The organism is Stenotrophomonas sp. 3(2025) (genome assembly GCF_052665395.1).
The window spans coordinates 23,063-37,097 of record NZ_JBQOIF010000016.1 but is presented as its reverse complement, the minus strand read 5'-3'; the positions used below and the strand labels follow the sequence as shown (position 1 = coordinate 37,097).

Sequence of the window (14,035 nt, the reverse complement as noted above, 5' to 3'; positions counted from 1 at the left end):
TGCATCTGCCCACGTGGCATGATGCGCCGGTCCCTTTCATGGAAGACCGATGGCCATCGCCTTGATCGCTTTGCTGCTGATCGAAGTCCTGCTGCTGGTCCTCTGGGCGCCGTTCTTCTTCCGCACAGGCATCGCGCTGTTCAACCGGCGCATCGCCGCTACGCCGGCAGAGCTGGCGCAGCTTTCACTGGCCGGGCTGGAGCATGACCTGCCGGCCGATACCTGGCTTCGCCTGGTATTCCGCGGGCTGCCGGACGGCAGTGTCGCCTTTCGCGAGAGCTTCGCACCGAGCGTTGGCGGTCGCTACTTTCCGCTGATGCGCGGGCGGGTGATGATCGACGCACGGCGCAGGGAGGTGCGGGTGCTCGGACTGTGCAGCTGGTTCGCGCTGGGCCTCACACTGATGCTGGTGCCGGTCATCCTCGTCCGGCCCGCTGCGTGGCCGATGCTGGTGGCCCTGCCGCTGTTCTACATGGGCTACTTCATCCAGCGCCGACGCTATGCAGAGGTGGTCGAAGCGGTACGCGCACGGCTGCGGTCCGAATTCCCGCAGCGGCTGGTTACCGCGCCGCAGTAGATCCACGCCATGCGTGGATATTGTCGGGGGAGTCGCGCAGTTTCGGATTCTTTGCATGGACCTCCGCCGAGCCGACCTTCATCGTGCAGGGCCGATTTCGGTTCAGATCAGCCCTCAGCCCGATGACCAGTGCCGCCCTCTGCCTTTCAGTTGCGTTGCAGCTCCCGGTTGCCGCAGAACCGCTTGCCCTGGATCCTGACTCCCTACTTTCGCTTCATCAAGCTCTCCAGTCGTTCGGCGATTTCCAGCAGCCGTACTCCGCGCCTATGGATGTGAACGATCCTGATGCAGGTGCAACCGACGCAACCGTCGAGGTCTCCGCCGGCTGCCTGCAGGGTGGTCCGCAGGTCGTCATCCTGGACGCTGATCTCGACGAAACACCAGAACGCTATCTGGTGCTGGCCAAGCCTTGGCACGGGCTTGCTGCGGGGACACTGCTGATTGTCTCCGGAAGCTCAGCGACCGTCATTCCAACTCACGAGGGGAGCCGGGAGCTTGCACGTGCGGAGGCACTGCTCTCCTTCCTTGACCGCCTGCCAAGCGGAACGAGTTCAAATGCCTTGGCCGTGCCGAGCCCCCAATTGTCTGCGACAGGGTTGGATTCCGGCGAGTTTCTTCAGGGTTTCATTCCGAGCTCCAGGGCTGAAGCAGTTCCCGACGCCACCCTCGCGGCATGGGAAGGCGTGCTGCCCAACCTGCTGCTGGCACTGTGGCGCCGCGATGGGTTCGCACGCTATCGCGGCGACAAGTTGGCGATGGTTGATCCCGGGCGGTACACATCGCTTGTCGAGGGGTATCTGCGCGGCAATCCACTGGGAGATGTAGATACGTTTCACGTTTATGCCGTGACAGCCTTCGGCCAGATCCTGATGTGCGGTGAGACTACCGCGATACACATCAGCGTCGATGCACACAGCGGAGACGTCTCAGCGGACTCGGATGCACCAAGCCCCGGCGACGCAGCTGAACGCGACTGGCATCTGGAGTACCTGCTGACGCTGCTTGATGGCCCCTATCTTGATGTCACCGACGAGGATGAGCAGCCTCTGTATGAACGTGCTCGTGAACGACTAGGGCCATTGGCTCTCGATGAGATCTACAGCTTTTCGCCTGCGGTTTCCGAAGGTGGCTGGAATGCGGCGCACCTGGTGAAGGCGGATCGCCTCGCCGAGCTGGAAGCGCTTGCCGGGATAGCGCCCGGTAAGCCGCCGAGCCAACCGGATGCCGGCAACAGGTAGATCCACGCCATGCGTGGATGTCGCTGGGTAGGGCGGGCCGTTTCGGATTGTTTGCATGGACCCTGGTGATCAGCTTCTTCAATACTCGACTCCTCCTGAATCGGACATTGAGTGAAACCCTATGGCGAAGCCAGCACCAAAGAGGACGAAGAAAGAAGCTGGAATCACCGGTGACCTTCTCAATGGCTGGACCAAGAAGCATCGAACGATGCTCCGCTTCATCCGCGCAGGCGACATATTCTGCTTTACTCGCAATGATGGGCTTTACTACTTCGGACAGATCATTGCCAAGAACCTCATGGGTCATTCCGCCCACATCTTTGAAACCCGCCGCGGAGAGCCGACCTTTGACGATTTCAATCTGGAGCAATCTACGCCCCTGATGAACCCGGTCATTCTGGATAGTTACTCACTCTTTGATAGGAAGATCGATCAGGATGGAGAGTGGCGGATCATTGGTCGACATGAACTGGTCCATGCGGCTGACCTTGAACAGTACTTCTTCGTCTACGGCGTACCCGGGGACTGGAGCAAAGTGAACGCGACCAACTCCATTCATTGCCCTGCAACCGAAGGGGATGCCATGGCTCTACCTCCCCTGATCGCCTTGAACAATTTCAAGGTATGGCTGGCAATCGACTCCCTCCCTCATCGTTGGGCAGAGTAGGTCTGTCTGCGAAAGCAGCTCATCATCAGGCACTGGCAGAAAGAACGACTCGTAGTCGGACGTCGCTGTACGATAGCCATATCGGTGTCACACGCACCGCAGGCCTGCATCATTTACGGATGATCACACGTGCAGGCATTCGTGCCGACCAACGGTCGGCACCCACCAGGGCTAGCCCAGGGGTAGATCCACGCCATGTGTGGATGGTCGCGAGTGCAGGCATCAGTGCCGACCAACGGTCGGCACCCACCAAAGCTTGCCAACGGTCGGCACCCACCAAAGCTTGCCAACGGTCGGCACCCACTAAAGCTTGCCAACGGTCGGCACCCACCAAGGCTGGCCCAGAAGTAGATCCACGCCATGCGTGGATGAGTGCGTCAGCGCGCCAGCACCATCTCACTGGCCGCATCGGTTCGCCCTGGGGCGAGGTGCTGCTGGCGCAGCCACTGCGCCAGGTCGCGCGGTGTGAGCGGGCGCGAGTACAGGTAGCCCTGGATCTCGTCGCAGCCCTGACGGCGCAGCATGTCCTCTTCCTGGTGTGTTTCCACGCCCTCGGCCACCACCTTCATGCCCAGTGCGTGGCCAAGATGGACGATGGCCTGGGTCACCTCGGCGGTGCCCGAGTCATGCAGCATGCCCTGCACGAAGCTGCGATCGATCTTCAGGCGGCCGACCGGGAAACGGTTGAGGTAATTGAGGTTGGAGAAGCCGGTACCGAAGTCGTCCACCGCCAGCGGCACGCCGTGCCGTTCCAGCACATCGAAGCAGTGGCGCAGGATGTCGGTGTCACGGATCAACGCCGATTCGGTCAGCTCCAGCTCCAGCCGCTGCGGCGGCCAGCCGTGCGCGTGGCAGATCTCGATCACGCGCTCGGCAAAGCCACGATCACGCAACTGCACCGCCGACACGTTTACGGCGATGCGCTCGAACTGCAGGCCGGCACGATCCCACGCGGCTGCCTGGCGACAGGCTTCGGACAATACCCAGTCGCCGATGCGGACGATTTCGCCGCACTTTTCGGCGATCGGAATGAATTCTGCCGGGCTGCAGTAGCCGATGCCCGGGCGATGCCAGCGCAGCAACGCCTCGATTGCGGGGGGCTCGCCGTGATGGGCGTGCAGCAGTGGCTGATAGGCCAGACTGAACTCGTCGCGCTCGATGGCCCCGTGCAGGCCGTGCTCGATCTCCAGCCGGCGCTGGATCCGCGCCAGCGCGTCCTGGCTGTAATACTGGTAGGTGTTGCGACCGGCTTCCTTGGCCGCGTACATCGCCGCGTCGGCAGCGCGCAGCAATGAATCGAAGTCGGTCTGGCTCTCGCCGAGCATGGCGATGCCCACACTGGCACCCACTTTCAAGGTGGTGTCGCCACGGCGCAGCGGCTCGGCCAGCGAATTGATCAGTTTGCGCGCCACGTGCCCGGCATCTTCCGGTTCGGCCAGGTCGCGCAGCACCACGATGAACTCGTCGCCGCTGAAGCGGCCGAACAGGTCGTTGTTGCGCAGGTTCTGGTGCAGCCGGGTGGCGGCGGCCTTCAGCAGCGCATCGCCGGTGGCGTGGCCGAAGCTGTCATTGATGTTCTTGAAGCCGTCCAGGTCGATGAACAGCATCGCCAGCGAGGTGCCGCGATCGCGCGCTTCCTCGATGGCTTCGGAGGTCTGCTCGCCCAGCAGCACCCGGTTGGGCAGTCCGGTCAGCAGGTCGTAGTGGGCAAGCAGTTCAATCCGCTCGTTCGCTTCGCGCTCGCGGGTGATGTCACGGAACAGGACCACAAAGCGCGGCGGCAGGCCATCACGACGGTCCAGTTCGATCAGCACCTGCACCCATACGCGCAACCCGGACTGGCGGTAGAAGCACAGATCCAGCTGCTCTGGCAGGCCGCCACCGGCAATGCGCCCCAGCGCCGCTTCAAACGCCGCACGCGAATCCTCGGCATACAACGCGAGCGCCTGGTCGAGGGTGATCGGTTCCTTGCGCAGGCCGTGGATGCGATAGCACTCCTCGGTCCATTGCATGTTGCGCGTCGCCACTTCGATCTCGCAACCACCGATGCGACCCAGCGCGGACACGCGGTTGAGCAGCTCGGTACGCCAGCGGATGAGGGCATCGGTCTGATGCTGTTCGGTGATGTTCTGCACCTGCCCCAGCAGGCGCTTGGGCTGCCCGTCCATGTCCAGCAGCGGTTGCATCCACAACCGCAGATGCTGCGAGGGTTCGTTGCCGCGGGTCAGTTCCAGTTCGAGGTTGGCGGCCCGGCCATCGCGCCACAGGCGGCGCCAGGCCGCACGCAGTGCACCACGCGAGCGCGGGTGCAGCTGCTTGAGCCAGCGTCGCTGCCCCGGGATGCTGTCCTGCCGCAGCGCCAGCAGCGAGCGTAGTTCCGGCGACCACCAGAACTGGCGGCTGTGCGGATCGAACGACCAGCTGCCCATGCTGGCGATGCGCTGGGCTTCGCGCAGATGCAGTTGTTGCTCCTGCAGCAGGGCTTCCAGCTGCTTCTGCTGCTCGATGTCGGTATGGGTGCCGACCATGCGCAGCGGTTGGCCGTCGGCGGTACGGGCCACCACCCGGCCGCGGTCCAGCACCCATCGCCACTGGCCATCGGCCTGGCGGAAGCGGAACTGGGCGCTGTACTGCTCGCTGTCGCCGTGCAGGTGTTCATCCAGCGCGGCGCGCACCTGGGTGATGTCGTCGGCGTGCACGCGCGCCAGTATCTGCGTGGCCGTTTCCTCACCCAGCGCGGGCGTGCGCGCCACCCGGTCGCTGGGGATGTCCCAGTCCCACAGGCTGTGGCCGGCGCTGTCCAGTGCAAGTTCCCAGCGACCGCCCCCATCAACCGGTACCGGCTCGGGCACGCTGAGGGTGAAGGCGAGCAGGTTGCCGCTGCCGTCGTGCACGGCGCGCAGGTGGCCATCGTAGTGACCGCGCGGGCCGCCCGGCAGCGTGCAGGCGACGATGCCACCGTCGGCAGCCAGCAGGCGCAGGTCTTCCAGCATCGGCGCGTAGGCGGCCACCGTGGCCGGCAGGCCATGCTCGCGCGCAGCCGGATTGGCCGCGAGCGGGCGCCCGCTGCGGTCGACGATGACCAGCGCCGAGGCGAGCGGATGCTGCAGCAGGCTGGCGATGATCCCTTGGTCCACGCGATCTTGCTCCGGATGAAACGCCCGACAGCGGGGCACGCAGTGGTTAACGGCGCCTGCGGCGGATAATTGAGTGGCCAGGGCACAGCTGCGCGGTAAGATGGCCCGCACCCCTTCTCCCTGCCCGCCTCCCTGCCCTGTCCATGCCCGTAGAACCGACCGGCACCGCCCCTGTTCCCGACCCGCGGATGGCGCAGGCGCTGGGGCGCGACCGTCGGCGCATCGTGCTGAGCTACCTGGCGATGGCGCTGGCCTGGATGATCGCCACCGACGGCGCGGTGACCGCGCTGGTGCCCGACCCGCAGCAGGCGGCGCTCTGGCAGAGCATGAAGGGCGCGTTCTTCGCTTTGGCCAGCGCCGGCCTGCTGTACCTGCTGCTGCGGCCGCTGGCCGAGCACGTGCTGCACACCCATGCCCGCCTGCAGGCCTCCGAACTGCGCCTGCGGCAGATGTTCGAGGGCAACCCGGGCCCGATCCTGGTGTATGACCTGGACAGCCTGGCCATCCTCGATGCCAATCCGGCGGCCTGCAGCACCTTCGGCTGGGACCGCGAGGCGCTTCTGGCGCAGACCATCGACGTGCTCTGGCCACCCGGCCAGGACCAGGCGTTGCAGACCAAGCTGGAGGAGATCCGCGGCGCGCCCGAGCAGCTGTGCATCCTGCGCGCGCAGTTGCAGCTGCGTGATGGCAGCCTGCGGCAGATGGAACTGCGTTCGAACGCGATCGACTACGACGGCCACACTGCGCGCCTGCTGATCGCCATCGACCGCACCGCTGAAGACCTGGCCCAGCTGCGGCGCGACCAGGCATTGGCCCGCGTGGAAGAAGCCCACGAGCTGGCCCGGATCGGCGCGTGGGAGCTGGACCCGTCCACCGGCCAGGGCCGTTACTCCAACCAGGTCTATCGCCTGCTGGGCCGTCGCCCGCCCGAGGCGCGACGCTGGCACCGTTTCGACGAGCTGCTGGTGGCAGCCGACCCGGCCACGGCCGCACAGACCGACCAGGTGCTGGCCGAGCTGTGCTCGGGTGAGCAGGTGCAGGTGGACGTGCTGCTGCCGGTGCTGGCAATGGATGGCCGTGCGCTGATGGTGCACCTGCGCGCCGCCAGCGGCGTGGATGAAGCCGGACGTGACCGGATACTGGGCACGTTGCAGGACGTGACCGAGCGTGAGCAGTCGCGGCGCCTGCTGCGCGAACGCGAAGAGCAGTTCCGCGAGCTGGTGCGGGTGCTGCCCGATGGCGTGGTGATCCTGTCCGACGAACATGTGCTGTATGCCAATGCGTGGGCGGCCGGCCTGTTCGGCTACGGCAGCCACACGCTGCTGGGCGAGCCGCTGTCGGCCCTGGTGGCAGGCGGCGACCTGGCCCGGATGCGCGCGCAGATGGGCGCCGGGCAGCTGCAGCACAGCCCGGACCACAGCAGTGTGGTGGCCATGCAGCGCGCCGATGGCCGCAGCTTCCAGGCTGGCATTGCGGTGGGCGACGTGCGCTACGGCGGCCGCGACTGCAAGCTGCTGATCGTGCGCGACCTGAGTGAATCCGAACAGACCCGAAGCGCGCTGGAGACCAGCAACCGCGAGCTGCAGGCGATGGCTGGCCGCCTGTTCTCGCTGCAGGAGGACGAGCGCCGGGCAATCTCGCGCGACCTGCACGATGACATCGGCCAGGCGATCACCGCGATCAAGCTGTCGGCCTATGCAGCGCAGGACGAGGACGATGCGCAGCGGCGCGGCGAGGACCTGGCACAGATCGTCAGCCTGGCCGATACCACCGTTGCCAAGCTGCGCGACATCTCCACCCTGCTGCGGCCGCCGCAGCTGGATGCGCTGGGCCTGGAGGCGGCATTGAGCTGGCAGGCACGCGTACTGTTCCGATCGTCCACCGTCGAGCTGCAGGCCGAGATCGAATCACTGCCCACGCGCCCGGACAACAGCATCGAGCAGGCCTGTTTCCGCATCGCCCAGGAAAGCCTGACCAATGCACTGCGCCACGCGCGCGCCAGCCAGGTGGTGCTGCAGCTGCGCGATGTCGACCAGCGCGGGCTGCACCTGATGATCCGTGACGATGGCGAAGGGTTCGACCCGGATGGCCCGCGCGGCCTGGGCCTGATCGTGATGCGCGAGCGTGCGCAGAGCGTGGGTGGCCACGTGCGGATCGAGTCGGCGCACGGCGCCGGCACCCTCGTCGATGTCCACCTTCCTTACCAGGCCGCTGTTACGGCGGCCGTCGAGTCAGCGGAATACTGAGCCCATGTGGAACCCCAACCTGCCCCCGGTCAGCATCGACGATGCACCTGATCGCCTCGGCGCCGGCAACCCCGAGCTGCAGGCGATGGTCGCTGAAGCCGCCTCGGGAGGTACCCCGCTGATGCTGATGCATGTGGACATCGACCACTTCGCCTCGGTCAACGAGAACATGAGTGCGGAGGTTGGTGACCAGGCCCTGGTGCTGGTAGCCCAGCGCCTGCAGTCCTACCTGCGCGGACGCGGCATGCTGTGGCGGCATGGCAGCGATGAGTTCCTGATTGCCGTGCCGCGCACCGCCGATCTGCCCCTGGCCGAGGATTTCGCCGAAGAGATCCGCCAGCAGATGGAACTGCCGCTGTCGGTACTGCCCTATACGCTGTTCATGACCGGCAAGCTGGGCGTGAGCCTGTGCCCGGAGCACGCCAGCAGTGCGTCGCGCCTGCTCGACCATGCCGAGGACGCGCTGTACCAGGCCGCCCGCGAAGGCGGTAATGCGGTGCGCATCCACGCGGTGGACACGCCGCCGAGCGCGCACAGCGAGAGCATCATCGCGCGGCAGATCGTCGATGCCATTCCCAACGGCGAACTGAAGCTGCGTTACCAGCCGCTGGTCAGTGCCCGCGATGGCCATGTGGTGGGCATGGAGGCGCTGCTGCGCTGGCAGTCGCCGACCCTGGGCATGCTGGTGCCGGAGCGTTTCATGCGCACCGCCGAGCGCCTGGGCATCATCGTGCAGATTGGTACGTGGGTGCTGGAAGGCGCATTGAAGCAGGCCCGGCTGTGGCGCGACCAGGGCTTTGATGACTTCACCATCGCGGTGAATGTATCCACCCTGCAGCTGCTGCGCCCGAACTTCTTCGCCGAAGTGATGGGCGTGATCCAGGCGTCCGGCGTGCCGGCGCAGATGCTGACGCTGGAAATCAACGAAAGCGCGCTGACCAACAACGTCAACTTCGTCCACGAAACGCTGGCCAACCTGCGCAACGAAGGCATCAGCCTGAGCCTGGACAATTTCGGCACCGGCGATTCGAGCCTGAGCGCGCTGGTGCGCTACCCGGTGGACAAGCTGAAGATCGACCGCAGCTTCATCAAGAGCGCCCCGGCCGGCAACCGTGAAGCGGCGATCGCACGCGCGATCATTGCGATGGGCCACCAGCTGGGCATGACGGTCATCGCCAACGGCGTGGAATCGCAGGCACAGCTGGGCTTCCTGCGCCGCAACGACTGCGACGTGTTCCAGGGCTACCTGTTCGGCGAACCGATGTCCGCCGATGCCGCCGGCATGACCCTGCGCCGGCGCTACCTGCGTCCCGAAGCGTTCGCCGAAACCCGCCCGGACCGCACCCTGCTGCTGCTGGATGACGAGGAGAACGTGCTGCGCTCGCTGGTGCGGCTGTTCCGCCGCGATGGATACCGCATCCTGGCGGCAGGCAACGTGCGTGATGCGTTCGATCTGCTGGCCATCAACGATGTGCAGGTGATCCTGTCCGACCAGCGCATGAGCGACATGAGCGGCACCGAGTTCCTGGGCCGGGTGAAGATGCTGTACCCGGACACGATCCGGCTGGTGCTGTCCGGCTACACCGACCTCAACACAGTGACTGATGCGATCAACCGCGGTGCGATCTACCGGTTCCTGACCAAGCCGTGGAACGACGACGAGCTGCGCAAGCACATCCACCAGGCCTTCCGCACCTACGAGGAACAGCGGCGCAGCAACGGTGGCCTGGCGGCTGTCGAGCCGGCCGACGGCGGTGAGGATCGTTCGCCGCTGCGGTAACCGCATCCGCCGGGCATGGCCCGGCGCTACCGGTCACGGGGGTATCGCCGGGCCATGCCCGGCGACCACGATCAGCGCGGCTGCTTGATCGGCAGCACCAGGCGGAAGCGCGAGCCGACGCCTGGGGTGCTGTCCAGATCGATGCGGCCGTGGTGCTTGTTGATGATGCTGTAGGAGATCGACAGGCCCAGGCCGGTACCACTGCCCACCGGTTTGGTGGTGAAGAACGGATCGAAGATGCGCTGGCGCAGTTCCGGCGAAATGCCGCCGCCGGTGTCTTCGAACTCGACCCACACCGTGTCGCCGTCCACGCCGGTACGCACGGTGATCGTGCCGCGCTCGGCGATGGCGTGGCCGGCGTTGAGCAGCAGGTTCATGTAGACCTGGTTCAACTCCGAGGGCAGGCATTCCACCAGCGGCAGCTGGCCGAACTCGCGCACCAGATGCACCTTGTACTTGAGCTCGTTCCAGATGATGTTGATGGTCGATTCAAGGCCGGAATGCAGGTCGACCAGCTTCCACGACTCGTCGCGGCCGGAATAGGAGAAGTCCTTCAGGTCGCGCACGATGCGGGTGACGCGCTCGATGCCTTCGCGTGACTCGGCCATCAGCTGCGGCAGATCGCGGCTGATGAAATCGATGTCCAGGCGGTCACGTATATCGTCGATTTCCGGAATCAACGCCTTCGGGTCGGGCGCACGCAGGGCGCGCTCGTAGGCTTCGATCACCGTGAACAGGCTGCGCAGGTATTCCTGCAGGCTGCCCAGGTTGGAATGCACGTAGCCGATCGGGTTGTTGATCTCGTGCGCCACGCCGGCGGCAAGCTGGCCGATGGACGCCATCTTCTCCGACTGCAGCAGCTTTTCCTGGGTGCCGTTCAGGCGCAGGTAGGCCTGGCGCAGTTCGGCATGGCGCTGCTGCAGTTCGCGTTCGTAGTCTTCCTGGCCTTCGATATGGCGGAACAAGGCCAGGTAGTGCCCCGAACCGGGTTCGCCATGGAAGTACAGGTGGGCGATGACCACGCCCTCGCCCAGCGGCAGGCTGCCGTTCCAGTGACCGTGCTGGCGCGCATGTTCCAGCGCATCCGGCGGCAGCAGCCGGCGCAGGCGCTGCGGCGGCGGCAAGGTGCCTTCATCGCTGCCCAGCAGGCTCTGCGCGGCCGGGTTGGCCAGGGCGACCTGCCCATCTTCGGTGAACAGCAGCAGGCCTTCGCGCAGGCGCTCAAGCAGGGCCTGCAGCACCGGTTGCGGCGGAAGGGGGGCGGTAACCAGAACGTTGGCGGCAGACACGGCGGCTCGGGGCGATCAAACAGGCGCCCAATATACGCGTTCATGCGGCGGCCTACAGCCGCCATCGGGCGGTCAGCCGACCGCCGGTCCTGTCAGGCGACGGCGAGTGGCCGCCGTGCGGTGACGGTATGCGACTGGCCCTTGGCATCGTATGCCGAGGACTCCTCGGTGCGGCCCATCTGGCGCAGCGCCCAGTTGACCTCGCGCCGGCGCCGCGACAGCAGCACCCCGTTGGCGCGGTTGCGCTCGGCCAGTTCCTGCAGCTGCTCGCCCTCGCCCACCGGTGGCGCGCCTTCCAGCGCACGCAGCGCTTCCAGCTTCGCGCCGGTGGCACGGATCAGGGCGTGCACGTCGTGCTCGACCAGGGCCTGGCGTTCAACGTCCAGGGCCTGGGCAAGGCGCTGCAGCGGCTCGCTCATCGCCGCGGTCATCCTTGCAGCTGCTGGTCCAGTTCAAGCATGCGCGAAGCGATCGCGTCCGGATTGATCTTGTAGGTGCCGTTCTGCAGCGATTCGCGCACCGCTGCAACACGCTGGGCGTCGATCGCCGGGGCGGTGCTCAGCTCACGCTCGATGGCCTGCAGGTTGGTGGCTTCGCCGGTCAGGCGCAGGCTGTCGGCCGCCTCGACTGGACGTGCCGCCGAATCGCTGCTGACGCCGGGCTTGGCGGCCGGGGTGGTCACGCTGCGCAGTGCCTGGGGGACCTGCAGGTTGCCGTCGATTTTCTGGCTCATGGGGTGTCCTGGAGTTGCCGTACACAAGGGATAACGGCCGCAGGGCCGTGATCTTTAGGGGAATTCTGCATTATTTCAACGCGCCACGATTACGTCACCGGCCGCGTCCACCGTGCCCTGCACGATACGGCGCGAGGACAGGTTTTCCACCGAGACGCGCTCGTTCTGCCCGGCATCGCCCAGTGCGCGGCCGGCGATGCGGACCTCGACCGAACCACGCCGCGATACCAGTGCCACACTGTCTCCTCGTTTGATGAGACGCTGTGCAACCAGATCGTTGCTCGACAACAGTGTTCCCGCCGGCAACGGCCGACGGGCGATGCGGCCGATCGCTGCGGCAGGATCGGCCAGCACTGCGCCGGCAATCCGTGCCGCGTCACGCTGGGCAGTACTGATATCGGCAGCGGCGATGGATTCTCCAGTGCCGATGCCACGGGTCAGCACCAGCACGGTCTGGTTGCGGCGCACCTTCACCGGCACGAACAGGCGCCAGCCACCGGCGTCGGGACAACTCACTTCCACGGTGGTGTTGGCCGTGGGCTGCACCTGCAACGTGCCGCCGCATTTTGGAAGGCGCAGCGCATCGGCGACGATCGCCTCACCTTCAGTGCCGGCGGCCAGGGTCGACAACGCGGCAGCACGGATGCTGGCCACCGGCTGCCAGTCGGCTGCGGTTGCCCACGGCGCGGCTACGGCCATGGCAATGGCAAGGAAAGAAGCAATGCGGCGCATGGCGCCTCCTGTCGGTAAGACCTGGCCCAGACGCGTGCAAGCTGCGTGCCACAGGCACAGGGCAGACAGCTTCCCGGCCCCGGCCCTGCACTCGCCCTCAAGTTCCACCCTGCCCGCGCCGATACAGCAGCCATGTCCCATGACCTGCTCAACCGGATCGACCAGCGAACCCGACTGGCCGGCCACAATCGCCTGGCGCTGCTGCTGTTCCGCCTCGGCGGACGTCAGCTTTTTGGCGTCAATGTCTTCAAGGTGCAGGAAGTGCTGCGCCGCCCGGAACTGTTCCAGGTACCAGGCCTGCCCGGCCAGTTCGCCGGCGTGGCCGACGTGCGCGGCCGTTCGGTGCCGGTGCTGGACCTGGGCCTGGCCATCGGCCACCCCGAGCGCGAGCCCGATGCGGACACCGCACCCGGTTACCTGGTGGTGACCGAGTTCAACCGCTCGATCCAGGGCTTCCTGGTCAGCGGCGTGGAGCGCATCGTCAACATCGCGGTGGAAGACATCCACCCGCCGCCGGAACTGGGCGCTGAATCGAGCTACCTGACCGCGGTGACCCGCTTCCAGGGCGAGCTGATCCAGGTGATCGACGTGGAAAGCGTGCTGGCCGACATCGCCCAGGTGCGCGGTGAGGCCGTGCTCGACCCGGCCATGGCGATGCCCGCCGACGCTCCGCAGCTGCAGGTGCTGGTGGTGGATGATTCGCGGGTGGCGCGCCAGCAGATCCGCAGCGTGCTGGACCAGCTGGGGGTGGGCGCGACCCTGCTCTCGGACGGCAAACAGGCGCTGGACCACCTGCTGCAGATCCATGCCTCGGGTGAAAACCCGGCCGAACGCTACGCCATGGTGATTTCGGACATCGAGATGCCGGCCATGGACGGCTACACGCTGACGACGGAAATCCGGCGCCATGCCGGCCTGTCCGGGCTGTACGTGCTGCTGCATACCTCGCTGTCGGGCGTATTCAACAATGCGATGGTCGAGCGCGTGGGTGCCAACGCCTTCGTCGCCAAGTATTCGCCGCACGAGCTGGCCGACTTCGTGCTGGACCGCCTGCGCAAGGTGGCGATGGCGGCGTAAGGCCGCCGCACGCGTCTGCGCCGGGCATGGCCCGGCGCTACCAGACACCTGCTCCGACCCACGGTAGCGCCGGGCCATGCCCGGCGAGCGCGATGCTGCGCACCACGGTTCTGGCACACCGCTTGCAGCTTCCCGGGCAACGTTCCCGTGGGAGTGCACCGTGCGCAACCTGATTACCGACTACCTGGGCGTCCATGCCCAGGCAATGCCGTTGCGCGAACAGCGCATGAAGCTGATCGCCAGCAACCTCGGCAATGCCGACACCCCCGGCTACAAGGCCCAGGACCTGGACTTCGATTCGGCCCTTCGCCATGCGCAGGGGCTGGATGCCAACGGCTTGATGACCACCACCAACGAGCAGCACTACGAAGTCGGCAGTGGCCTCAACCCGTTCCAGGTGGCCCGTGAGGGCGTACAGCCCAGCATCGACGGCAACACCGTCGACCCCGATGCCGAACGCGCCGCCTATGGCCGCGCTGCACTGGAATACCGCGCTTCGCTGAGCTTCGTCGAAAGCAAGGTGCGTTCCATGCTCACCGCGATCACGGGGCAATAAGCC

Annotated in this window: 12 protein-coding genes; 7 read left to right on the top strand and 5 right to left on the bottom strand. The window is 66.1% G+C overall.

The genetic code is table 11. The features are described 5' to 3' along the window. Window positions 1-49 precede the first annotated feature (49 nt). From ACUXVE_RS13240 to ACUXVE_RS13230, 3 genes are all read left to right on the top strand, one after another. Entirely contained in the window at window positions 50-577 is a 528-nt protein-coding gene (locus tag ACUXVE_RS13240) for a hypothetical protein (RefSeq protein ID WP_445514537.1), read from the top strand. A gap of 122 nt (window positions 578-699) precedes the next feature. Continuing rightward, a complete protein-coding gene (locus ACUXVE_RS13235; RefSeq protein WP_445514536.1) occupies window positions 700-1,815 on the top strand; it encodes a GAD-like domain-containing protein in 1,116 nt (371 codons plus the stop codon). Window positions 1,816-1,936: 121 nt separating this feature from the next. Next, window positions 1,937-2,482 carry an Imm26 family immunity protein gene (locus ACUXVE_RS13230; protein ID WP_445514535.1) on the top strand — a complete coding sequence of 182 codons (546 nt, stop codon included), beginning with the start codon at window positions 1,937-1,939 and terminating at the stop codon, window positions 2,480-2,482. A 377-nt stretch (window positions 2,483-2,859) separates the two neighbouring features. Here ACUXVE_RS13230 and ACUXVE_RS13225 read toward each other — a convergent pair whose 3' ends face one another. Beyond that, entirely contained in the window at window positions 2,860-5,619 is a 2,760-nt protein-coding gene (locus tag ACUXVE_RS13225; protein WP_445514534.1) for a bifunctional diguanylate cyclase/phosphodiesterase, read from the bottom strand. A gap of 143 nt (window positions 5,620-5,762) precedes the next feature. On the opposite strand from ACUXVE_RS13225, the gene ACUXVE_RS13220 reads away from it, so the two are divergent. Further along, the gene (locus tag ACUXVE_RS13220) at window positions 5,763-7,865 is read left to right on the top strand and encodes a sensor histidine kinase (protein WP_445514533.1); all 2,103 of its coding nucleotides are present in this window, start codon (window positions 5,763-5,765) and stop codon (window positions 7,863-7,865) included. A 4-nt stretch (window positions 7,866-7,869) separates the two neighbouring features. Then, on the top strand, window positions 7,870-9,645 hold the full coding sequence (locus tag ACUXVE_RS13215; protein ID WP_088099874.1) for an EAL domain-containing protein: 1,776 nt from the start codon (window positions 7,870-7,872) through the stop codon (window positions 9,643-9,645). 71 nt (window positions 9,646-9,716) lie between these two features. Here the strand turns inward: ACUXVE_RS13215 and ACUXVE_RS13210 are convergent, their stop codons facing one another. The 4 genes from ACUXVE_RS13210 to flgA all read right to left on the bottom strand — a co-directional run bounded on the left by ACUXVE_RS13210 (window position 9,717) and on the right by flgA (window position 12,399). After that, window positions 9,717-10,934: an ATP-binding protein gene (locus ACUXVE_RS13210; protein WP_093818268.1), complete on the bottom strand. Its 1,218-nt coding sequence runs from the start codon at window positions 10,932-10,934 to the stop codon at window positions 9,717-9,719. A 92-nt stretch (window positions 10,935-11,026) separates the two neighbouring features. Further along, entirely contained in the window at window positions 11,027-11,365 is a 339-nt protein-coding gene (locus ACUXVE_RS13205; protein WP_025879114.1) for a flagella protein, read from the bottom strand. Then, on the bottom strand, window positions 11,362-11,667 hold the full coding sequence (gene flgM / locus ACUXVE_RS13200) for a flagellar biosynthesis anti-sigma factor FlgM (protein WP_222389682.1): 306 nt from the start codon (window positions 11,665-11,667) through the stop codon (window positions 11,362-11,364). The genes ACUXVE_RS13205 and flgM overlap by 4 nt, the downstream gene beginning before the upstream one ends. 75 nt (window positions 11,668-11,742) lie before the next feature. Next, the gene (gene flgA, locus ACUXVE_RS13195; RefSeq protein ID WP_445514532.1) at window positions 11,743-12,399 is read right to left on the bottom strand and encodes a flagellar basal body P-ring formation chaperone FlgA; all 657 of its coding nucleotides are present in this window, start codon (window positions 12,397-12,399) and stop codon (window positions 11,743-11,745) included. A gap of 132 nt (window positions 12,400-12,531) precedes the next feature. On the opposite strand from flgA, the gene ACUXVE_RS13190 reads away from it, so the two are divergent. Both ACUXVE_RS13190 and flgB read left to right on the top strand, forming a co-directional pair. Continuing rightward, window positions 12,532-13,476 (top strand): chemotaxis protein, encoded by a 945-nt coding sequence (locus ACUXVE_RS13190; protein ID WP_025879111.1) that lies wholly within the window; start codon window positions 12,532-12,534, stop codon window positions 13,474-13,476. Window positions 13,477-13,636: 160 nt separating this feature from the next. Continuing rightward, window positions 13,637-14,032 (top strand): flagellar basal body rod protein FlgB, encoded by a 396-nt coding sequence (gene flgB, locus ACUXVE_RS13185; protein ID WP_222389687.1) that lies wholly within the window; start codon window positions 13,637-13,639, stop codon window positions 14,030-14,032. The last annotated feature ends 3 nt before the right edge of the window (window positions 14,033-14,035 follow it).